General features: G+C 71.0%; 21 protein-coding genes, 1 tRNA gene and 1 pseudogene. 10 read left to right on the top strand and 13 right to left on the bottom strand.

From position 1 onward, the window contains the following. Positions 1-22: 22 nt before the first annotated feature. Positions 23-277, top strand: a pseudogene (locus tag BLQ62_RS24485) (Uma2 family endonuclease); the annotation flags it as partial. A 50-nt stretch (positions 278-327) separates the two neighbouring features. Here the strand turns inward: BLQ62_RS24485 and BLQ62_RS24155 are convergent. Genes BLQ62_RS24155 through metH form a run of 3 tightly spaced genes read right to left on the bottom strand, consistent with a single transcriptional unit; the run spans position 328 to position 4,885 of the window. Beyond that, positions 328-1,089, bottom strand: coding sequence for a hypothetical protein (locus BLQ62_RS24155; protein WP_068565274.1), 762 nt, complete (start codon positions 1,087-1,089; stop codon positions 328-330). Then, a complete protein-coding gene (locus BLQ62_RS11945; protein ID WP_068565276.1) occupies positions 1,090-1,269 on the bottom strand; it encodes a hypothetical protein in 180 nt (59 codons plus the stop codon). It abuts the gene before it with no gap. Between the two features lie 10 nt (positions 1,270-1,279). Then, positions 1,280-4,885: a methionine synthase gene (metH, locus tag BLQ62_RS11940; protein WP_068565278.1), complete on the bottom strand. Its 3,606-nt coding sequence runs from the start codon at positions 4,883-4,885 to the stop codon at positions 1,280-1,282. Positions 4,886-4,938: 53 nt separating this feature from the next. Between metH and BLQ62_RS11935 the strand changes: the two genes are divergently transcribed. Beyond that, a complete protein-coding gene (locus BLQ62_RS11935) occupies positions 4,939-5,802 on the top strand; it encodes a PAC2 family protein (protein WP_231857621.1) in 864 nt (287 codons plus the stop codon). Positions 5,803-5,818: 16 nt separating this feature from the next. Here BLQ62_RS11935 and BLQ62_RS11930 read toward each other — a convergent pair whose 3' ends face one another. Further along, positions 5,819-6,130: a hypothetical protein gene (locus BLQ62_RS11930; protein WP_068534482.1), complete on the bottom strand. Its 312-nt coding sequence runs from the start codon at positions 6,128-6,130 to the stop codon at positions 5,819-5,821. 25 nt (positions 6,131-6,155) lie between these two features. Then, entirely contained in the window at positions 6,156-7,400 is a 1,245-nt protein-coding gene (gene mshC, locus BLQ62_RS11925) for a cysteine--1-D-myo-inosityl 2-amino-2-deoxy-alpha-D-glucopyranoside ligase (RefSeq protein ID WP_068565284.1), read from the bottom strand. Positions 7,401-7,807: 407 nt separating this feature from the next. Here mshC and BLQ62_RS11920 point away from each other — a divergent pair, with 407 nt between their 5' ends. From BLQ62_RS11920 to BLQ62_RS11910, 3 genes are read left to right on the top strand one after another with little or no spacing between them, the layout of a single operon-like run. Next, on the top strand, positions 7,808-8,713 hold the full coding sequence (locus BLQ62_RS11920) for a TIGR04222 domain-containing membrane protein (protein WP_139184192.1): 906 nt from the start codon (positions 7,808-7,810) through the stop codon (positions 8,711-8,713). Then, positions 8,710-9,576, top strand: a complete 867-nt coding sequence (locus tag BLQ62_RS11915; protein ID WP_068566178.1) for an MbnB/TglH/ChrH family RiPP precursor modification enzyme — start codon at positions 8,710-8,712, stop codon at positions 9,574-9,576. Before BLQ62_RS11920 ends, BLQ62_RS11915 begins: the two co-directional genes overlap by 4 nt. Next, complete coding sequence (locus BLQ62_RS11910) at positions 9,573-9,755, top strand: SCO6045 C-terminal-like domain-containing protein (RefSeq protein WP_068566181.1); 183 nt, start codon at positions 9,573-9,575, stop codon at positions 9,753-9,755. Before BLQ62_RS11915 ends, BLQ62_RS11910 begins: the two co-directional genes overlap by 4 nt. 4 nt (positions 9,756-9,759) lie before the next feature. Here BLQ62_RS11910 and BLQ62_RS11905 read toward each other — a convergent pair whose 3' ends face one another. The 5 genes from BLQ62_RS11905 to dapA all read right to left on the bottom strand — a co-directional run bounded on the left by BLQ62_RS11905 (position 9,760) and on the right by dapA (position 13,894). Further along, the gene (locus tag BLQ62_RS11905) at positions 9,760-10,542 is read right to left on the bottom strand and encodes an SCO1664 family protein (protein WP_231857585.1); all 783 of its coding nucleotides are present in this window, start codon (positions 10,540-10,542) and stop codon (positions 9,760-9,762) included. After that, positions 10,543-11,124 carry a DUF3090 domain-containing protein gene (locus BLQ62_RS11900; protein WP_068534488.1) on the bottom strand — a complete coding sequence of 194 codons (582 nt, stop codon included), beginning with the start codon at positions 11,122-11,124 and terminating at the stop codon, positions 10,543-10,545. Beyond that, the gene (locus tag BLQ62_RS11895; RefSeq protein WP_068534491.1) at positions 11,121-11,780 is read right to left on the bottom strand and encodes a histidine phosphatase family protein; all 660 of its coding nucleotides are present in this window, start codon (positions 11,778-11,780) and stop codon (positions 11,121-11,123) included. The genes BLQ62_RS11900 and BLQ62_RS11895 overlap by 4 nt, the downstream gene beginning before the upstream one ends. Before the next feature lie 88 nt (positions 11,781-11,868). Continuing rightward, positions 11,869-12,993, bottom strand: a complete 1,125-nt coding sequence (locus BLQ62_RS11890; RefSeq protein ID WP_139184191.1) for an alpha/beta hydrolase — start codon at positions 12,991-12,993, stop codon at positions 11,869-11,871. A 4-nt stretch (positions 12,994-12,997) separates the two neighbouring features. After that, on the bottom strand, positions 12,998-13,894 hold the full coding sequence (gene dapA, locus BLQ62_RS11885; RefSeq protein WP_068565292.1) for a 4-hydroxy-tetrahydrodipicolinate synthase: 897 nt from the start codon (positions 13,892-13,894) through the stop codon (positions 12,998-13,000). Positions 13,895-13,964: 70 nt separating this feature from the next. Between dapA and BLQ62_RS11880 the strand changes: the two genes are divergently transcribed. After that, positions 13,965-14,828 (top strand): LysR family transcriptional regulator, encoded by an 864-nt coding sequence (locus tag BLQ62_RS11880; protein WP_068566187.1) that lies wholly within the window; start codon positions 13,965-13,967, stop codon positions 14,826-14,828. On the opposite strand, the gene BLQ62_RS11875 is transcribed toward BLQ62_RS11880, so the two are convergent. Further along, positions 14,815-15,660 (bottom strand): undecaprenyl-diphosphate phosphatase, encoded by an 846-nt coding sequence (locus BLQ62_RS11875; protein ID WP_068535829.1) that lies wholly within the window; start codon positions 15,658-15,660, stop codon positions 14,815-14,817. The two genes, BLQ62_RS11880 and BLQ62_RS11875, sit on opposite strands and share 14 nt — an antisense overlap. 63 nt (positions 15,661-15,723) lie before the next feature. Between BLQ62_RS11875 and BLQ62_RS11870 the strand changes: the two genes are divergently transcribed. Genes BLQ62_RS11870 through BLQ62_RS11860 form a run of 3 tightly spaced genes read left to right on the top strand, consistent with a single transcriptional unit; the run spans position 15,724 to position 18,087 of the window. After that, positions 15,724-16,737: a YncE family protein gene (locus BLQ62_RS11870; RefSeq protein ID WP_068565293.1), complete on the top strand. Its 1,014-nt coding sequence runs from the start codon at positions 15,724-15,726 to the stop codon at positions 16,735-16,737. 10 nt (positions 16,738-16,747) lie between these two features. After that, the gene (locus BLQ62_RS11865; RefSeq protein ID WP_068534501.1) at positions 16,748-16,987 is read left to right on the top strand and encodes a DUF5703 family protein; all 240 of its coding nucleotides are present in this window, start codon (positions 16,748-16,750) and stop codon (positions 16,985-16,987) included. A gap of 26 nt (positions 16,988-17,013) precedes the next feature. Next, positions 17,014-18,087, top strand: a complete 1,074-nt coding sequence (locus BLQ62_RS11860; protein WP_068566191.1) for a quinone-dependent dihydroorotate dehydrogenase — start codon at positions 17,014-17,016, stop codon at positions 18,085-18,087. A 63-nt stretch (positions 18,088-18,150) separates the two neighbouring features. Here BLQ62_RS11860 and BLQ62_RS11855 read toward each other — a convergent pair whose 3' ends face one another. Together BLQ62_RS11855 and BLQ62_RS11850 are read right to left on the bottom strand one after the other, a co-directional pair. Further along, on the bottom strand, positions 18,151-18,687 hold the full coding sequence (locus tag BLQ62_RS11855; protein WP_068534504.1) for a YbhB/YbcL family Raf kinase inhibitor-like protein: 537 nt from the start codon (positions 18,685-18,687) through the stop codon (positions 18,151-18,153). Positions 18,688-18,708: 21 nt separating this feature from the next. Further along, entirely contained in the window at positions 18,709-20,049 is a 1,341-nt protein-coding gene (locus BLQ62_RS11850; protein ID WP_068534506.1) for a M20/M25/M40 family metallo-hydrolase, read from the bottom strand. Positions 20,050-20,152: 103 nt separating this feature from the next. Here BLQ62_RS11850 and BLQ62_RS11845 point away from each other — a divergent pair. After that, a tRNA-Leu gene (locus tag BLQ62_RS11845) sits at positions 20,153-20,238 on the top strand. Positions 20,239-20,349 lie beyond the last annotated feature (111 nt).

The following is a 20,349-nucleotide window of genomic DNA, read 5'->3' as shown; positions in this document are numbered from 1 at the left end:
AACGGTCCGACGCCCGGCGAGGGCACGCCGGCCCGACGTCGTGGTGATCCGGGCCGACGCACCCGATCCGCTGGCAGGCGACGATGTGGTCGTGGCCGTAGAAACCCAGTCGCTCGGTTCCCGGCGACGTGACGGCGTCGTCAAGCGCGCCCAGGACACCGCTGCCTGGATCCGGCACTACTGGATTATCGACCTCGACGGCCCGTCGGCGGAGGTGCTCACGCTGGTCGACGGTGCGTACGAGGGTCCGACGGTGACCGACCGCATCGCGATCGACGGTGCCCTCCCCTCGTCGTGGATCTCTCTGCTCTCATCTGAGCCGTTGCATCAACCATGCCGGTCCCACCAACCGATCTCGGGGAGGATTCCCTGCTCGATCTCGTCGAGAGCGGTACTCCGGGGGTACGCGGCATCGTCAACGGAGTCCAGGATGCCTCCCGCTGAACGCCAGCAGTTCCCCTCGGCCCGAGTGGAGTCGATGAATGCGTGCAGGCCGCTAGTGTCGTCAGTCCAGATTGCAATGAGATCTGCCACGTGTGGCTCGTACGGCACGGGCACCGCAAGGTATTCGCGCGTCTCGTCGTACATCCCGGCTACTTCTTGGGCGTTGGTCAGATCCCCCGACCCCGGCACACACTTTGCTCCGGCAGCGACATTGGCGTCGAAACCGTCGTGCATCGCGAGGTAGAACTGGTGCAGTTCGGGTGGGAGCGTTGCAGCGATACCCGTGATGCTCGACGCCGGTGGGAAGCCGAGCGCGATCAAAGGGCGATCCTCCACGACGGGATCGAACACGTACAGCAGACAGACCCCGGATCGCTTCGGCGATTCCAGGCGCGCGGGGTACACCTCACACGCTACGGCGACCTCGTCGCGTAACCGCTCGAACGCCGTTGGAAAGACCTTCGCCCATTCGGCGGCGACTCGAGCCGCATTCCGCCTCCCGTTGCTTCCGAGTTCGCGCCACCAGGCGGGTACCCCCTCGGATTCCGCAGGAGTGAGTGGATTCTCGTCGTTGACGAGGTCGATGCGACTGCGCCGGAACTTTTCGAACCTGGTCGCCGCGGCGTTGACCGCCTCGCTATCCACCTACGTCGTCCCGTCGAGGCCGAGGTCCGCGGACACCCGTTTCACGGCGTCGAGAGCGTCCGCCAGCGACGCGGCCCAGGACGCCGCGATCTGCAGGCCGGCGGCATCGTCGAGACGCCAGAACCAGGCGCCCTCCTCACCGGGCTCGCCGGCCTGCAGGTGCAGGCGGTAGTCGTCCATCCGGGCCGGCCTAGGTGTTGAAGTACTTCGCCTCGGGGTGGGTGAGGACGAAGGCGTCGGTGGACTGCTCGGGGTGCAGCTGCAGCTCCTCCGACAGCTCCACGCCGATCCGCTCGGGCTGGAGCAGGTCGACCATCTTCGCGCGGTCCTCGAGGTCCGGGCAGGCGCCGTAGCCGAAGCTGTAGCGCGCGCCCAGGTACTTGAGGTCGAAGAAGTCGGTGACCGCCGTGGGGTCCGTGTCCGCGACCTTGCGGCCGCCGGGCAGGATCAGCTCCTGCCGCACCCGCTGGTGCCAGCGCTCCGCGAGCGCCTCGGTGAGCTGCACGCCGATGCCGTGCAACTCCAGGTAGTCGCGGTAGCTGTTCGCGGCGAACAGCTCGTTCGCCGCGTCGGCGATCGGCTGCCCCATCGTGACCAGCTGGAACGGCAGCACGTCGACCTCACCACGGGCCTTCGCGGTCTCGCGGTCGCGGATGAAGTCCGAGATCGCGAGGAAACGGCCGCGCTGCTGCCGCGGGAACTCGAACGAGTACCGCACGGGCGCATCGGGTTCCGGCGACTCCAGCACGTCGATCACGTTGCCGTGGCTCACCGCCGGGAAGTAGCCGTAGACCACGGCGGCATGGTCGAGGATCTGCTCCGCCTTGAGCTTGTCGAGCCAGTACCGCAGCCGGGGCCGGCCCTCGGTCTCCACCAGCTCCTCGTACGACGGTCCCTCGCCCTTACGAGCGCCGCGCAGGCCCCACTGGCCGAAGAACAGCGCGCGCTCGTCAAGCAGCGAGGCGTACTCGCTGATCGCGATGCCCTTGACCACGCGGGTGCCCCAGAACGGCGGGGTGGCGACCTCGAAGTCCAGCGCGACGTCGGAACGGTCCGGCACCACGACGGGCGCGGCCTCTGCCTTGCGCTTCTCGGCGATGCGCCGGCTGCGGGCGTGGCGCTCCTTGCGCTCGCGGGCCTTCTCCGCGGCCGCGAGGGCCTCCGGGCTGTCGGGATCGGGCCCCTCGCCGCGCTTGAGCGCCATGATGTCGTCCATGAGGCGCAGCCCCTCGAAGGCGTCGCGCGCGTAACTGACCTCGCCCGCGTAGACCTCGGCGAGGTCGTTCTCGACGTAGGCGCGGGTCAGGGCCGCGCCGCCCAGCAGCACCGGGTACTTCTCCCCCAGGCCGCGGGTGTTGAGCTCCTCGAGGTTCTCCTTCATCACCACGGTGGACTTCACCAGCAGCCCGGACATGCCGATCACGTCGGCGTGCTTGTCCTCCGCGGCCTCGACGATGGCGGCGATCGGCTGCTTGATGCCGATGTTGACCACTTCGTAGCCGTTGTTGGAGAGGATGATGTCGACCAGGTTCTTGCCGATGTCGTGCACGTCGCCCTTGACGGTGGCGAGCACGATCCGGCCCTTGCCGGCATCGTCGTCGGACTTCTCCATGTGCGGCTCGAGGTACGCGACGGCGGCCTTCATCACCTCGGCGGACTGCAGCACGAAGGGCAGCTGCATCTGGCCGGAGCCGAACAGCTCGCCGACCGTCTTCATGCCCGAGAGCAGCGTCTCGTTGATGATCGCCAGCGCCGGCTTCTCCTGCAGCGCAGCGTCCAGGTCGGCGTCCAGGCCCTCCCGCTCGCCGTCGACGATGCGCCGCTCGAGCCGCTCGAACAGCGGCAGCTTCGCGAGCTCCTGCGCGCGGGACTCGCGGGCGCCGGCGGCGGAGACGCCCTCGAACAGCTCCATGAGCTTCGACAGCGGGTTGTAGTCCGGGTCCCCCTGCGACTGCAGGCCGTCGAGGCCGCGGCGGTCGTAGACCAGGTCGAGCGCGGTCTCGCGCTGGACGTCCTCGATCCTGCTCATCGGCAGGATCTTCGAGGCGTGCAGGATCGCCGAGTCGAGGCCCGCCTCGGTCAGCTCGTGGAGGAACACCGAGTTGAGCACCTGTCGGGCGGCCGGGTTGAGGCCGAAGCTCACGTTCGACAGGCCGACGGTGAAGTGGAGGTCCGGGTACTTCGCGTGCAGGATCCGCACGGCCTCGATGGTCTCCAGCGCGTCGCGCCGGACCTCCTCCTGGCCGGTGGAGATCGGGAACACCAGCGGGTCGATGATGACGTCGTCGAGGCTCAGGCCCCAGTTCTCGGTGAGGTCGGCGATGAGCCGCTCGGCGATCCGCACCTTCCACTCGGCGGTGCGGGCCTGGCCCTCCTCGTCGATGGTCAGTGCCACGACCGCGGCGCCGTGCGCGACGACCTGCTCCATGATCTTGGTGAACCGCGACTCCGGGCCGTCGCCGTCCTCGTAGTTCACCGAGTTCACCGCGCAGCGCCCGCCGAGGTGCTCCAGGCCGGCCTGGATGACCGCGGGCTCGGTGGAGTCGATCATGACCGGCAGCGTGGACGCGGTGGCGAACCGGGACGCCAGAGCCGCCATGTCCGCGGCGCCGTCGCGGCCCACGTAGTCGACGTTCAGGTCGAGCATGTGCGCGCCGTCGCGCACCTGATCCTTGGCGATGTCGACGCACTTGTCGTGGTCGCCGGCGAGCATCGCGTCGCGGAAGGCCTTGGAGCCGTTCGAGTTCGTGCGCTCGGCGATCATCAGGATCGACGAGTCCTGCGCGAACGGCACCGAGGTGTACAGCGAGCTGACCGAGCTCTCGGTCTCCGGGACGCGCTGCGCCTTCTCGACGGTCCGGACCGCCTCGGCGACCTGCCGGATGTGCTCGGGGGTGGTGCCGCAGCAGCCGCCGACGAAGCTCAGGCCGAACTCGCCGACGAAGCCGGACAGTGCCTCCGCCAGCTCCTCCGGGGTGAGCGGGTACTCCGCGCCGTTCTTGCCCAGGACGGGCAGGCCCGCGTTCGGCATCACCGACACGGGGATGGTCGAGTGCCGCGACAGGTGGCGCAGGTGCTCGCTCATCTCCGCCGGGCCGGTGGCGCAGTTCAGGCCGATCATGTCGATGCCCAGCGGCTCCAGCGCCGTGAGCGCCGCGCCGATCTCCGAGCCGAGCAGCATGGTGCCGGTGGTCTCGACCGTGACGTGCACGATGATCGGGATCCGCTTCTCCAGCTCCGCCATCGCCACCTGGCAGCCCAGGACGGCGGCCTTCGACTGCAGGATGTCCTGGCAGGTCTCGATGAGGAAGGCGTCCGCGCCACCGTCGATCATGCCGCGCGCGGCCTCGGCGTAGGCGTCGCGGATCACCGCGAACGACGTGTGGCCCAGCGTCGGCAGCTTGGTGCCGGGGCCCATGGAGGCCAGGACGAAGCGGGGCGTGCCGTCCGCGGCGAACTCGTCGGCCACCCGCCGGGCGATCGCGGTGCCCTTCTCGGACAGCTCGCGGATCCGATCGGCGATGTCGTAATCGCCGAGGTTCGACAGGTTGCAGCCGAACGTGTTGGTCTCCACGGCGTCCGCGCCCGCGGCGAAGTAGGCGCGGTGAATCCCCTCCAGCACGTCCGGACGGGTGTCGTTGAGGATCTCGTTGCAGCCCTCCAGGCCCAGGAAATCGTCCAGGGTCAGGTCCGCTGCCTGCAACATCGTGCCCATCGCACCGTCGCCTATGAGTACACGGCGTGATGCCGCCTCCAGGAAACTCGACTGCAGCGGCTGCTGATGCGTACGGGTCATGGTTCAAGGGTAGTCGGTGACGGCAAATCGCCTCGTCACACCCGGCGCGTACCCTGATCGAAGTGACGCCCTTGCCGAAGCTCGACCGCCCCGTGCTCATCGCGGCGTTCGAGGGCTGGAACGACGCGGGTGACGCGGCGTCCGGCGCCGTCGAGCACCTCGAACTGACCTGGGACGCGACGCTGATCACCGAGGTCGATTCGGACGACTTCTACGATTTCCAGGTCAATCGCCCCATCATCAAGCAGATCGACGGGGTGACCCGCGCCGTCGAGTGGCCGTCGACCACGTTGTCGGTGTGTCGCCCGCCCAAGGCGGACCGGGACGTGGTGCTGCTGCGCGGCACCGAGCCGAACTTCCGGTGGCGCGCCTTCTGCGATCAGCTCCTGACCGTCTTCGCCGAGCTGCACATCGACAGCGTCGTCATCCTGGGCTCGCTCCTCGCGGACACGCCGCACACCCGCCCCGTGCCGGTGACCGGCGCGGGTTACGACGCGGAATCGGCGAAGCGCTTCGGGCTCGAGCAGAACCGCTACGAGGGCCCGACGGGGATCACCGGCGTGCTGCAGGACGCCTGCGTGCGCGCGGGATTCCCCGCTGTCTCGTTCTGGGCCGCCGTCCCGCACTACGTCTCGCAGCCGCCGAACCCGAAGGCCACCGTCGCGTTGCTGCAGCGGGTGGAACAGGTCCTGGATCTGGCCGTCCCGCTCGGCGACCTGCCCGCCCGCGCCGAAGCGTGGGAGGCGTCGGTCAACGAGATGACCGAGGACGACGAGGACGTCTCCGACTACGTGCGCGGGCTGGAGGAGCGCGGCGACGCGGAGGCGGTGGACGTCGAGCAGCACATCGACGCCGACGCCATCGCGGAGGAGTTCGAGAAGTACTTGCGGCGCCGGGATCCCGGCACGGGTCCGTAGGACGGAGCCGTCGGCGCTAGCCGATCCGCTCGATGGAGACGACCGGCGTGGTGATGCGCCAGGTACGCACGTCCGGATCGTCGGCCGCGCGGACCCAGAACTGGGCCGATTCGCCGACGCGGCAGCTCTTGATACCGAGCAGGGGGATGTCCTCCGAATCGCGGCGCAGCGAGCTGATGCTCCACTGCTCGCCCTCGGCCTCGCCGCCGATGCCGGGGGCGCGCATCAGGGTCATCTCCCCCAGATCCACCACGTACGTGGACGTGCGGGTCTGAACGGTCCACACGCCCTCGGTCAGATCCGGGGCCAGCTCGCTGACGGTCCTCACAGGCGCAATATATCGTGTCGGGCGCTCAGACCGCGGCAGGTACGCCGAGCAGCGCGTCGATCGCGGTCGCCACGGCCGCCGGAGCGCCGGCGTCGGGCCCGCCGACGGTGACGGCCTTCTCGGCCCAGGCGTCGATCGCCGCGAGGGCGTGCGGCGTGTCCAGATCGTCCGCCAGGTAGCGGCGGACCCGCGCGATCAGCTCGTCGCCGTCGGGGGCCGACGAGGCCTGGAAGGCGCGCCGCCACAGGCCCAGGCGCGCCTGCGCGCGCTGCAGGACCTCGTCGGACCACGGCCGATCCTGCCGGTAGTGCCCCTCGAACAGGCCGAGGCGGATCGCCGCGGGGTCGACGCCCGAGCGCCGCAGCTTCGAGACGAAGACGAGATTGCCGCGGCTCTTGGACATCTTCTCGCCGTCCAGGCCGATCATCGCCGCGTGCACGTAGTGCCGCGCGAACCGGCGCTCCCCCGTCGCCGCCTCGACGTGGGCGGCCGAGTACTCGTGGTGCGGGAAGATCAGGTCGCTGCCGCCGCCCTGGATGTCGATGCTGGCGCCGATCCGGTTCGCGGCGATCGCCGCGCACTCGATGTGCCAGCCGGGCCGCCCGGGGCCCTGCGGTGAGGGCCAGGACGGCTCGCCGGGCCGCTCCGCGCGCCACAGGATCGGGTCGATGGCGTCGCGCTTGCCCGGGCGGTCGGGATCGCCGCCGCGTTCGGCGAAGAACTTCTCCATCGTCGCGCGGTCGTAGCCGGACTCGTATCCGAACTGCTCGGTGGCGTCGGCGCGGTAGTACACGTCCGGGTACTGCGCGTCGTCGACGACGTACGCCGAGCCGTTGTCGAGGAGCTTGCCGACGTACTCGACGACCTCGTCGACCGACTCCACGGCGCCGATGTAGTCGCGCGGCGGGATGACCCGCAGCGCCTCCATGTCCTCCCGGAACAGCTCGATCTCGCGGGCCCCCAGATCGCGCCAGTCCACGCCGTCGCGCTCCGCGCGCTCGAACAGCGGATCGTCGACGTCGGTGATGTTCTGCACGTAGTGCACATCGTGCCCGTTGTCCCGCAGCACCCGATTGACCAGGTCGAAGGCGAGGTAGGTGGCGGCGTGCCCCAGGTGCGTGGCGTCGTAGGGGGTGATGCCGCAGACGTACATGCCCGCCACGGCGCCGGGGTTGACGGGACGCACCACCGCGTCGGACGTGTCGTAGAGGCGCAGCGGGACCGACGGTCCGGGCACGCTGGGGACGGTGGGAGTCGGCCAGGAGCGCATGCCCCCACCCTATGCGGCCTCATCCGGCCGTGGATTTCGGGCCGGAGGCCCGCATCGGCGGGCCTGCGCGCGCCGCGATCCCGGTCGTGCACCACGCCGAATGGACGAGGGAACCGTCCTCGAGCTGGGGCGACCCTGCGGCACAAGAACTCTCAGCAAACTCTTGCCTCCCGAAGCTGGTCAACGGCGCGTTCGGTCGCCATGCTTTACCGAACCTTGAAAGAACGTCGCCACCGGAGGTGAACATCATGTCCCCCAATCCTTCTGCGCACGGACCCGAACCGGTGTTCGCCGAGCCCGTCCGGCGGCGCTGAAGCCCGCCGCTCTTCCCGATCCCGTTCTCCGAACGCGCCTTCAGCGACGAGGGCGCGGACGTCCTGCTATCCGCTCACCGGGAGGTGTTCGCCATGCCTGATCACATCCGTCTTCTCCACGAATTCGTCGCCCACGACGAGGCGCGGTGGTTCCTCCGGGCCCTCGCCGCGGGCATCCTCCTCGCTCTGATCTGGCGGTTCGCGGCGGCGCCGCGACGCACCGTCGTCGCCGAGCCACCGCTGACGGCACCCGAACTGGCCTGCCTGCGCTCCCGGGAGGCGCCCGTCGTCGCGGCGTTGGCGCTGCTGCGGGCCGGTGGGCAGGTGACCGGCAGCGGTCGGATCGACGGTGCGCGCCCCCTCGATCCGCACGCGGACGCGTTCACCGCCGCGGTTCTCCGGGAGACCGGTCGAACGGAGCAGTCCACGGTCGCCGCCCTGATCGCGGCCCTCGACGCCGACCTGGACCGGCTCGAGGAACGCCTCGCCGCTCGCGGCTACCTGCGGCACGACGTCGACCGGTGGCGCATGCGGCTCGGCGCCGCCCCGGTGACCGCCGTGTGCGTGGCCGCAGTGGCCGTCGGGTGGTCCCGGATGATGTTCGTTCGCGGTCACGAGCTGTCCTCGGCGTTCGGGCTGTTCCTGCCCGGACTGCTGTCCTGCTTCGTGATCCTTCCGCGCCTGTGGACCGTCGCCCGGGGCACCCGCGCCGGCAAACGGCTGTTGAAGGCGGAGCGCACGCGTCTGGACTACCTCGCGCCCGCCCGCAGGCCGGCCTTCACCACCTACGGAATCGCCGCCGCGGGCCTGTCCGTCGCGGTCTTCGGGACGGCGGCGCTGTGGCAGCTCGACGAGGGCTTCGCGAACGGCATCGGCCTTGCAGGCAATGCGGACGCCGGAGCCGACGGGGGCGGTTGCGGCGCCTCGTGCGGGGGTGACGGCGGCGGCGGAAGCGGCGGGTGTGGTGGTTGTGGCGGCTGCGGAGGGTGCGGCGGATGAGCACGGCACCGCGGACCGTTCCCGCTCTCGGACCGCTCGGCCTGGGCTGGCGACGCGAGATCGCAGGCGTCATCGCCGACCTGCGGCCCGGGTTCTGCGAGGTGATCGCCGAGTCCGTACCGCTCCGGCGGGGCCGGGCGCGCCTCGATCCCCTCCAGCGCGATCTGCGCGAGCGTGGAGTGCCGCTGATTCCGCACGGAGTCGCGCTCTCGCTCGGCGGGGTCGATGAGCTGGATCCGGCGCGCGTGCACCGTCTCGCCGCGTGCGCCGAGGCCTTCGGCGCTCCGCTGGTCAGCGAGCACGTCGCCTTCGTCCGCGCCTCCGGAATCGAGGCGGGGCACCTGCTGCCGGTGCCGCGCACGCGGGAGGCGCTCGACGTGCTGGTCCGCAACATCACTCGGCTGCAGCAGTCGCTGCCGGTGCCGGTCGCCGTGGAGAACATCGCGGCATTCCTGTGCTGGCCCGAGGACGAGTTCTCCGAGGCGCAGTTCCTCACCGAACTGCTCGCCCGCACGGGGGCACTGCTCGTGCTGGACGTGGCGAACGTCTACGCGAACGCGCGCAACCGCGGCCTCGACCCGCAGCGCGAACTGGCCCGGCTCCCCGCTGACCGGATCGCCTACGGCCACGTCGCGGGCGGTTCGGAGGTGGGCGGCCGCTATCACGACACGCACACGGACCCGGTGAGCGCGGGCGTATTGGAGCTGGTCACGGCACTACGGGCCCGCGCGGACGTTCCGTTCATGCTGGAACGCGACGGGCGCTATCCGCCCGCCGCCGCCCTGTTCGACGAGCTCGATGCGATCGCCGTGGCCGCGGGGTGCGCGCCGATCACCAGGGACGCGAGGAGGAGGTGGGCATGAGCCTGCGGGAACGCCAGGAGGCGCTCGTGCGAGCGCTGGTCGAGGACGGCCCGGTGCCGCACGGGTTCGACGCCGACGAGATCGCGGCCGCCGGCGTCGTGTGCCGGCACAAGCGTGACGCCCATGCCGGGCAGGAGGGGGCCGCAGACCGTCGCCGACGGTGGCCGGCGCGGCCCTGACCGGTCAGAACGGCGGCCAGGGAATCGGTCGGCTCGGGGTCGGCAGCGGCATCGCACCGAGCTCGAGGAGGATCGCGGCGCGCTCGATGAGCGCCTCCTGCTCCTCCTCGGTGATGAGCCCGGTCAGGTCGGGCGGCGCGGCGCGGAACGCCTCGACGTCGGCGAGCAGTTCGTCGCCGACGGGCCGCCCCGCCCAGCCCCAGAGCACGGTGCGCAGCTTCGGGGCGCTGTGCAGGCAGATGCCGTGATCGACGCCGAGGACGTTCCCATCGGGTCCGGTGAGGACGTGGCCGCCCTTGCGGTCCGCGTTGTTGATGAGCACGTCGAGCACCGCGAGACGGCGCAGTCGCGGATCATCGGCGTGCGCGAGGGCCACTTCGGCGATGCCGTCCGGCGCGTCGTCGTCCTCGACGTAACCGGTGAAGACCGTGAGGTAGCCGTCGGGCACCCCGTCGAGCGGGAACAGGTCCACGAGATCGGGCACCTCGTCGCCGTCCGGCTCGACGACCCATCTCTGCACCATGCCGGGCCCCAGCGGACCGTCGCGCAGGACGGTCTCGGGGATCAGGCCCCAGCCGAGCGCCTCGGAGACGCGATAGGACGCCACCTCGCGGCCGGCGAGTGTCCCGTCGGGGAAGTCCCACAGCGGCACCTCGCCGCGGACCGGCTTGTAGACGGCGCGCTCGCCGGTCTCGCCGAGCTCGCACAGCAGGGTGGCGTTCGAGGCGCTGGTGATCCGACCGAGGATCGTCAGGTCGGCGGTCTCGAGGTCCACCGTGAGGTCCACCTACTCGCCCTCGGCGCCGAAGGCGGCACCGCGGCGGTACCCGTTGAGGCGTACGCACATGTGCCCGTCGGCGTCGAGCGGTTCGCCGCACAGCGGGCACGCGGGGCGGCCGGCGCCGAGCACCTTCTCGGAGCGGTCCGCGAACTCGCGCGCCGCCTTCGGGGTGAGGAAGACGCGGACCGCGTCCGGGCCCTCCTCGGCGTCGTCGGCGAGCACGACGGACTCGTCGAGTTCCTGCTCGGTGATCGCCAGCAGTTCGATCACGACGGCCCGCTCCTCCGAGTCCCAGCCCAGGCCCATCGTGCCGACCCTGAACTCGGCGTCGACGGGCATCGTGAGCGGCTGCAGGTCGGTGACGGGCGTGCCCGCCGGGGGCATCTTCATGCCGAACCGGCGGGAGACCTCGTCGAGCAGGGCGGAGATGCGCTCGGCCAGGACCTCGACCTGCTGCTTCTCCAGCAGCACTGAGACGATGCGCGCATCGTGCACGGCCTGCAGGTAGAAGGCGCGGTCGCCGGGCTGGCCGACGGTGCCCACGACGAACCGATCGGGTGTGCGGAAAACATGGACGGAGCGACTCATGCCTCGCCTCCCACCGTGGCCTCCTTGGCTGGACGTTTAGGCAGCGTGACGCTACCGGACGAGTTGACGCACTGCACGAGCGGGCGGGACGGGCCGTACGTCACGATCGATACCGAGGCCGGTGCGACGAACAGGCGCTGGAACTGATCGAGGTGCGTGCCGAGCGCGTCGGCGACGACCGCCTTGATGACGTCGCCGTGGCTGCACGCCACCCACACCGCACCGGGACCGTACTGCTCGGTGAACCGGCGGTCCGCCTCCCGCACCGCTGTCACGGCCCGCGCTTGCACGTCCGCCAGCCCCTCCCCGCCGGGGAAGACCGCGGCCGACGGCTGCTGCTGGACGGTCTTCCACAGCGGCTCCTGCAGCAGGTCGGAGATCGCGCGGCCGGTCCAGGTGCCGTAATCGACCTCGACGAGCCGCTCGTCGACCTCGGGCACCAGTCCGTGGGCGGCCGCGAGCGGCGCCAGTGTCTGCTCGCAGCGCAGCAGCGGGGAGCGCACGGCGGCCACCAGGTCGACGTCGACGAGCCGGCCCACGAGATCGGCGGCCTGGGCGCGGCCGGCGTCGTCGAGCGCGACACCCTCGCTGCGGCCCGCGAGCACCCCGGAGGTGTTCGCGGTCGAGCGGCCGTGGCGGAGCAGGATCACGGTCATGCATCCGAGTCTAGGCGCGGAGTCCGCCGGGATCCCGGAGCCTGCGGCGCACTGTCGCGCGCGGGGTGCGTGTTCGGGCCTCCTGACTTCACCGCGCCCGCGCGAACGCGGTGATCGCCTCCCCTGCCTGAACGGAGAAGGGCAACGGCGCACCGTATTTCGCCTGATCCCGACTCGGGTCCTGCTTGAGCACGTGGGACACGCCCGTCAGTCGCACGAAGGTCGGATCGGCATGGTTCAGGCCGGCGGCAATATGCGCGACATCGCTGCAGCTGACTTGGACGTCCGAATCACTGCAGGTCAGAAGCGCCGGGTAGTGGGCGGGCAGCCGGCGCGCGAGGTCCTGCGGGTCGATCCGGTCCATCTGCTGGAGGAACTTCGCGGTGCCTGGGTTGAGCGTCGAGCGCAACGCCCTGGGCAGATCGCTCGGCACTGTCCCCGTCGCGCGCACCTGATCGATCGCCGCGGACAGTGACGCCGACAGCGCATCGCCGTCGGCCCGCGTCATCGTGCCTTCGCTCACCGCGCGGTCGGTGAGCTCGGTGATCTGACGCCACAGGACATCGAGGTACCGGCGGCTCAGCGGCTCGAGCAGCCCCACCGAGCCGATGGCGTGCTCGCCGGGAGTGGCGGCGAGCTGCAGCGCGAACAGTGCTCCTTCGCTGTGTCCGTAGACGGAGAGCCGCGACCGATCGACAGCCGGGCTGGCGGCCAGGCGCGCCAGCGCGTCGCGCGCCTGGGTGGTGAACACGTCCGCTCCGAGGGCGGTCGGGTCCTGCGCGTAGCGACCGATGCCGGTTCGCCCGGAACCGAGCTTGTCGTACCGGAGCGTCGCGACGCCCGCTGCGGCGAGCCGGTTCGCCACCCACCGGAGCGTGTTCACCGATCCCGGGATCAACGGTGAGTTGCCGTCACGATCGGTGGGGCCACTGCCCGCGATGATCAGCGCGGCGGGCACGGGCTTACCTGACTCCGGGCGGTGCAAGGTCCCGTGCACCGTCACCCCGGCGCTGTCGAAGGCGACTTCTTCGTCGACCCATGTCCGGTGCTGCGCGGTGTCGCTCCGTGGACCACCGACCGGGGCCGCCGCGTGCGCGGGTGCGACCGTGGCCACCAGCCCCACGGCGAACACCGCGGCGTACGGCAGAAGCTTCGCAGCAAACATAATTACCTTCCCGAATGATCTGAGGTGATCGCCAGCGTAGGCGATCACCTCGTCACGCGGCCATGGCGGTCCGCACCAGCGCCGCGGCGGCGGCGACGGCGGCCGGGGCGGCGGGGAGCAAGGGCAGGCGCACCGCGGGGGTGGCGATGCGGCCCTGCGCAGCCAGGACGCCCTTGATCACCGTCGGATTCGGCTCGGCGAACAGAGCGGCGGCCAGATCCGCCACGGCCCCGCCGATCACGCGCGCCTCCTCGAGCCTGTGCTCCCGCCACGCGGCCAGGAGCGCGGCGAACTCGCCCGCCGCGACGTTCGCGCACGCCGAGATCGCGCCGTGCCCGCCGAGCGCGAGCACCGCGCCCACGAACGGATCGTCGCCCGCGAGCACCGAGACCGCGCCCGGCGTGGCGGTGTTGATCGCGGCGAGCAGGCGGACCGTCGTCTCCGTGACACCGCCGGCGGCGTGCTTGAACCCGGCCACGCCGTCGAGCGCGGCGAGTTCGAGCAGGGTGTCCACCGAGAGCGTGCGCCCGGTGCGCTGCGGCACGTCGTAGACGATGACGGGAACCGGGCTCGCCGCGGCGACCCTGCGGTAGTGCTCGACCACTCCCTCCTCGGAGGGGCGCGTGTAGTACGGCACGACCACCAGCGCGAAGTCGGCGCGCGGATCGACGCCCCGCAGAACATCGGCGGTCCCGTCGGTGGCGTTGGTGCCCGCGCCCACGGTGAACACGGCGCGGTGCTCGGCGCAGACCCCGCCGATGCGGTCGATCACCGCGGCGCGCTCGGCGCCCGTGAGGGTCGCGGGTTCGCCGGTGGTGCCGAGCGCGAGGAGCCCGTCGGCGCCGTCGGCGAGGGTGTCGTGCGCGAGGCGCTCGAGCGAGGCGAGGTCGACGGTGCCGTCCGCGGCGAAGGGCGTGACGAGCGGGACGTGGAGGCCGGTGAGCTGCATGCCATCAGGCTCCGCCCCGGCGAGCGCAAGCACCAGCGCGAGATCTCGATGTCGAGCGTAAGGTGAAGTGATGCTCGATGTGCATCGCCTCCGCCTGCTGCGGGAGCTCTCGCATCGCGGCACCATCGCCGCGGTCGCACAGGCCCTGGACTACACGCCGTCCGCCGTCTCGCAGCAGCTCGCGACCCTGGAGCGCGAGGCCGGACGGCCGCTGCTCGAGCGGACCGGGCGCAGCGTGCGACTCACCGAAGCCGGCCGCATCCTCGTCGGTCACGCCGACGCGGTCCTCGCCCGCCTCGAGCAGGCGCAAGCGGAGCTCGACGCGCTGGGCACCGAGGTGGCGGGCGAGTTGCGGATCGGGACGTTCAGTTCCGCGATGCGGACCGTCGTCACTCCGGCGCTGCTGCGGCTCTCCCGCGCGCACCCCCTGCTGCGAGTGCGCGTGACGGAGATCGACCCGGCGACGGCACCGGAGGAACTGCGATCCCGGCGGCTGGACGTCGCCCTGATCCAGCACTACGACTGCCTGCCCGCGCGCGACGAGCCCGGACTCGACACCGAGCCCCTCTTCGACGAGGCCGTGCACCTGGCGACCCACCGGGACCGGCCGCGCACGCTCGCCGAGTGCGCGGAGGCGCGCTGGATCTCCGGCACCGTGGGCACGATGTGCGACGACGCCACGGTCCGGACCTGCGAGAACGCCGGCTTCACGCCCCGCGTGCGGCACCGCACCGACGATTTCGCCGCCGTGCTGGCGCTGGTCGAGGCCGGGCAGGGCGTGGCGGTGATCCCCGACCTCGCCGCGGTCGACGTGCCGGAGGCGGTGCGGCTCACCCCACTCGAGGTGGCGCGGCACACCGCACTGGCCTACCGGCGCGGCGCCGGTCGCGATCCGCTCATCGGGGCTGCGAGGGCGGCGCTCAGGTCGCGCTGATGACCCCGCCCCAGAGCAGACCGAGCACCAGGAAGCCGACCGCGATGCGGTACCCGACGAACCAGTTCAGCGAGTGCTTGGCCACGAAGTTGAGCAGCCACGCGATCGCCGCGTACCCCACGACGAAGGCGATCACCGTGGCCACGAGCAGCTGCGGCCCCGAGGCGTGGAGTCCCTCGCCTGCGGGCTTGAAGGCGTCCGGCAGGCTGAACAGCCCCGATGCGGTGACGGCGGGGATCGCGAGCAGGAAGGACAGGCGCACCGCCGCCTCGCGACTCAGGCCGAGGAACAGGCCGGCGCTCGACGTGGCGCCGGAACGGGAGACGCCGGGGATCAGCGCCAGGCACTGCGCCAGGCCCATGAGGATGCCGTCGCGGGCGGTGACCTGCTCGAGCGGACGCTGCCGGTGCGCGTAGACCTTGGAGCTGACGTACTCCGCGGCGAAGATGACGATCGAGAAGACGATGAGCATCGTCGCGACGAGGTACAGGTTCCGCGCCGCCGTGCGGATCTCGTCCTTGAACAGGTAGCCGAGCACGCCGATCGGGATCGTGCCGATGATCACGTACCAGCCGATGCGGTAGTCGACACCCCGCTCGCCGGCGTCGAACAGGCCGCGGAACCAGGCCAGGACGATCCGGTAGATGTCGCGCGCGAAGTAGATGAGTACCGCCGCCTCGGTGCCCAACTGGGTGACCGCGGTGAACGAGGCGCCCGCGTCGTCGCCGAACCAGAGCTCCGAGACGATCCGCAGGTGCCCCGAGGACGAGACGGGGAGGAACTCCGTCAATCCCTGCACCAAGCCGAGCACGATCGCCTGCAACCACGTCATGTCCACCCGGGCAGGCTACCGGCCGCAGCCGGGTCGCCTCCGGGGCGGTAGTTTCGAGGGATCATGACCCGCACATTCGCCTCCCGGATCGCCGCTCTCGCCGTCGTCGCGACGGTCGCGCTCGCCGGTTGCTCCACGACGCCCGCCCGCGAGGACCGCCCCACGATCGTCCCGGCCACGCCCGCCGTCGCGCCGGAGCCGGCGACCCCGCCGGCCGGAGTGGTCGCACCCGCCGCTGCGGGCGAAGGACTGGCCTTCGACCCCGTCAGCCGGCAGCTGGCCGCCATCGAGGGAACCGAGGTGGTGCGGTACCGGGTCGACGGCGGCCTGACGGTGGCCGGGCGGTCGACATTGCCCGCTCGACCGAGTCAGGTCGTGCCCGACCAGGACGGCGGCTTCCTGGTCGCGGCCGGCAAGCAGGTCGTCGCGCTGCCGTCGGACTCCGATGGTGCGGTGTCGGAGGGGCGGAAGACCTACGACGTCGACGGGGAGGTCCTCACCGTCGCCCCGTACCGCGTCGACGGTGCCTCGGTCCTCGCCGGGACGTCCGACGGCCGCATCGTCGTTCTCGGCGACTCCTCCGAGCCGAAGACCATCACCGGCCCCGTCGAGGCGAGCCGGATCCTGGTGCACGACGGCGACGTGGCGGTCGTCGACCGCCTGCAGTCCTCCCTGTCCGAGGTCGACGTGCCGGGCGGCAAGCTCGGCAAGGGCCTGCGGGTGGGGCGCGGCATCACCAACGCCGCCGTCGACCCCTACGGACGGCTGTTCGCGATCGACACGGGCAAGAACCAGGTGATCGGCTACACCGTCGCGCCGCTGATGCAGAAGTTCCTCTACCCGGTGGCCGGCTCGCCGTGGGCGGTGGGCTACGACGAGAGCGACGAACTGATGTGGGTCAGCCGCACCGCCACGAACGAGGTCGTCGGCTACGCGCTCAACACCGGCATCCCCGAGCAGCGCAAGCTGTTCCCGACGGTGCGCCAGCCGAACGCCATCGCGGTGGACTCCACGACGGGGACGCTCTACGTCCAGTCGGCCACGGGCGCCGGCATCCAGGCGATCCCCACTCGGTAGGGAACGGACATTGACCAGCAGCACCCGGAGTGCCCCCGATGAGGACGAGTACGATTTCCTGCCGTTGCGATTGCCGCGGGAGGTCTCGCGTGTGACCGCAGCGATGCGGCTCGCCATCGAGGCCGAATTCGGCGGGTGGGAGCTCTCTCGTGTGCGGCTGTACACCGACGGTTCGCGGCGGGTCCTGCTGCGCCGCAAACGCACGAAAACGTCCGGCATGCTGCCGCCGGACGCCACGAAGGGGTTGTGAGCACCATGTCGGCGATGTCCCAGGCGATCTACCGGTCGTTGTTGCAGGTGATGTTCCTCGTCTCGCCCGAACGCATCCACCACCTGGTGTTCGGCCTGATCCGCGGCACGACGGCGGTCCCGCCGGTGCGCGCCGGTATTCGACGGGCCCTGGCGCATCGTGATCCGATCCTCGAGCAGACGGTGTTCGGCGTCCGCTTCCCCGCGCCCGTGGGCCTGGCCGCCGGATTCGACAAGAACGCCCGCGCCGTCAACGGCTGGGGCGCGCTCGGCTTCGGTTTCGCCGAGATCGGCACCGTGACCGCGCACCCGCAGCCCGGTAACCCCACGCCGCGCCTGTTCCGGCTGCCCGACGACCACGCCCTGATCAACCGGATGGGGTTCAACAACTACGGCTCGGGCGCCGCCGCCAACGAACTGCGCAAGCGCGACGCGGGCCCGACCGCCGTCCCCATCGGCGCGAACATCGGCAAGACGAAGGTCACGCCGCTCGAGGGCGCCGCCGACGACTACCGGATCAGCGCCATGCTGCTCGGCCCGCTCGCCGACTTCATCGTGGTCAACGTCTCCTCCCCCAACACCCCCGGTCTCCGCGATCTGCAGGCGACCGAGTCGCTGCGCCCCGTCCTGCAGGCGGTGCTCGACACCGTCAGCGTGCCCGTGCTGGTGAAGATCGCACCCGACCTCGCCGACGGGGACGTCGACGCGGTCGCCGACCTCGCGCTGGAGCTCGGCCTCGCCGGCATCGTCGCGACGAACACCACGATCAGCCGGGAGGGCCTGTCCACTCCGGCGGCCGAGGTCGAGGCGATCGGCGCGGGCGGCCTCTCCGGCCTGCCGGTCAAGGCCCGCTCGCTGGAGGTCCTGCGGCGCCTCGCCGCCCGCGTGGGCGACGACCTGGTGCTGATCTCGGTCGGCGGCATCGACAGCGCCGACGACGTCTACGAGCGCATCCGCGCCGGCGCCTCGCTCGTGCAGGTGTACACGCAGTTCATCTACGGCGGTCCGGCGTGGACGCGTTCCGTGCACAAGGAGCTGGCGGCGCGGCTGCGCGCCGACGGCTTCGCGTCGATCTCCGAGGCCGTCGGCGTGGATCGCTGACGCGCCGTTCGACGACGAAGGCCGCGCTCCCGATGTCCGGGGGCGCGGCCTTCGTCGTACGGGCTACTGCTGTGCGTACGTGGCCGTGATCGCGCCGCGGGCGATCGCGGCGCCGAAGAGGTTGAAGCCCAGGTACGCGGGCGTGGCGGTGGCCGGTAGGTCCAGCTTCTCCACGCCGAGCGCGTGCACGACGAAGATGTACCGGTGCGGGCCGTGTCCGGCGGGCGGCGCCGCGCCGACGTAGCGGGGCAGGCTCGCGTCGTTGCCCAGCGTGAGGGCGCCCTCCGGGAGCGAGCCCGGCGCACCGTCGCCCGCGCCGGCGGCGAGCGAGGTGACGGAGGCGGGGATGTTCGCGACGGCCCAGTGCCAGAACCCGGAGGCGGTGGGGGCGTCGGGGTCGTAGCAGGTGACGGCGTAGGACTTGGTGCCCTCGGGCGCGCCGGTCCAGGACAACTGGGGCGAGACGTCCTCGCCGCCCGCGCCCATGATGCCGCTGCGCTGGGCGACGGGCAGCTCGGCGCCGTCGGTGAAGTCCGCGGACGTGACGGTCAGCTGCGGGAGCGCGGGCAGGCCGGCGTACGGATCGAACGGTGCGGTCATCGTCTTTCCTCTCGTCGTGGGTCAGGAGTTCATCAGGAAGTGCTCGAACACCTTGGTGCCGAACAGCAGTGCGTCGACGGGCACGCGCTCGTCGACGCCGTGGAACAGGGACGCGAAGTCCAGGTCCTCGGGCAGCTGGAGCGGCGCGAACCCGAAGCAGCGGATGCCGAGCTTGGCGAAGGCCTTCGCGTCGGTCCCGCCCGACAGCATGTACGGGACGGTGCGGCCGTCGGGGTCGAACGCCAGGATCGCCTCGTTCATGGCGTCCACGAGGGCACCGTCGAACTGGGTCTCGTACGAGTCGAGCTTGGTGATCCACTCGCGTTCGATGTCCGGCCCGAGGATCTCGTCGAGCTCGCGCTCGAACGCGGCCTGGCGGCCCGGCAGCACTCGGCAGTCGACCACGGCCTCGGCCGTCTGCGGGATCACGTTGGCCTTGTAGCCGGCGTTGAGCATCGTCGGGTTCGCCGTGTCCCGCAGAGTGGCTCCGACGATGCGGGCGAGACCGCCGATCTTGGCGAGCTGCCCCTCCAGGTCCGGGGCGTCGAGATCGATGTCGATCGTGGACTCCCGGTCGAGCGCGCGCAGGAAGGCGATCACGCTGTCGGTGAGCACGAGCGGGAACTTGTGCCGTCCGAGCCGCGCGACGGCCTCGGAGAGCAGGGTGACGGCGTTGTCCTCGTGGACGAACGAGCCGTGCCCGGCCCGGGCCTTCGCCGTCAACCGCATCCAGCACATGCTCTTCTCGGCCGACTCGACCAGGTAGAGGCGCTTCTTGTCGCCCGACGGGGTGTCGACGGTCAGCGAGAAGCCGCCGACCTCGCCGACGGCCTCGGTGACACCGGCGAACAGCTCGGGGCGGTGCTGCACCAACCAGTGCGAGCCCCACGTACCGCCGGCCTCCTCGTCCGCCAGGAAGGCGAAGGTGATGTCGCGGGGCGGGACGGTGCCGCTGGACTTGAGCTGGCGCGCGAGCGCCAGCATGATCCCGCACATGTCCTTCATGTCGACCGCGCCGCGGCCCCAGACGTAGCCGTCCTCGACGGCGCCGGAGAAGGGGTGCACGCTCCAGTCGGCCGGCTCGGCGGGAACCACGTCGAGATGACCGTGCACGAGTAGGCTGCCACGCTTCGGATCGGCGCCGCGCAGGGTGGCGAAGACGTTGCCGCGGCCGGGCTGCCCGGACTCGACGTACACGGTCTCGTACCCCACCTCCTCCAGGCGGGCCTGCACCCAGCGGGCGCAGTCGGCCTCGCCCCGGGTGGTCTCGAGCTCACCGGTGTTGGTGGTGTCGAAGCGGATGAGGGCGCTCACCGTCTCGACGACCTCGTCGAGTGCGTTCACTGGAGTAGACACACCCATATGACTATCACGGAGCACCGACACCGCGGCGGCCACCGCAGGGGGTCCGACGTGCCGATTTGGATTCGCGGGCGCGCGTGGATTACTGTGAACGAGCTTCCCAGCGCGGGTGGCGGAATGGCAGACGCGCTAGCTTGAGGTGCTAGTGTCCTATTAACGGACGTGGGGGTTCAAGTCCCCCTCCGCGCACAGAACGAAAACCCCGGCTCCGGCCGGGGTTTTCGTGTATCCGGGCCGTCGGATGTTCTTACGGAACGGTGACATCGCAACGGCCGGCGGCCCATTCGACCGTCCGGGCGG

It is taken from the genome of Tsukamurella pulmonis, assembly GCF_900103175.1.
GTDB lineage: Bacteria > Actinomycetota > Actinomycetes > Mycobacteriales > Mycobacteriaceae > Tsukamurella > Tsukamurella pulmonis.
This window is presented reverse-complemented; position numbering and strand designations above follow the sequence as displayed.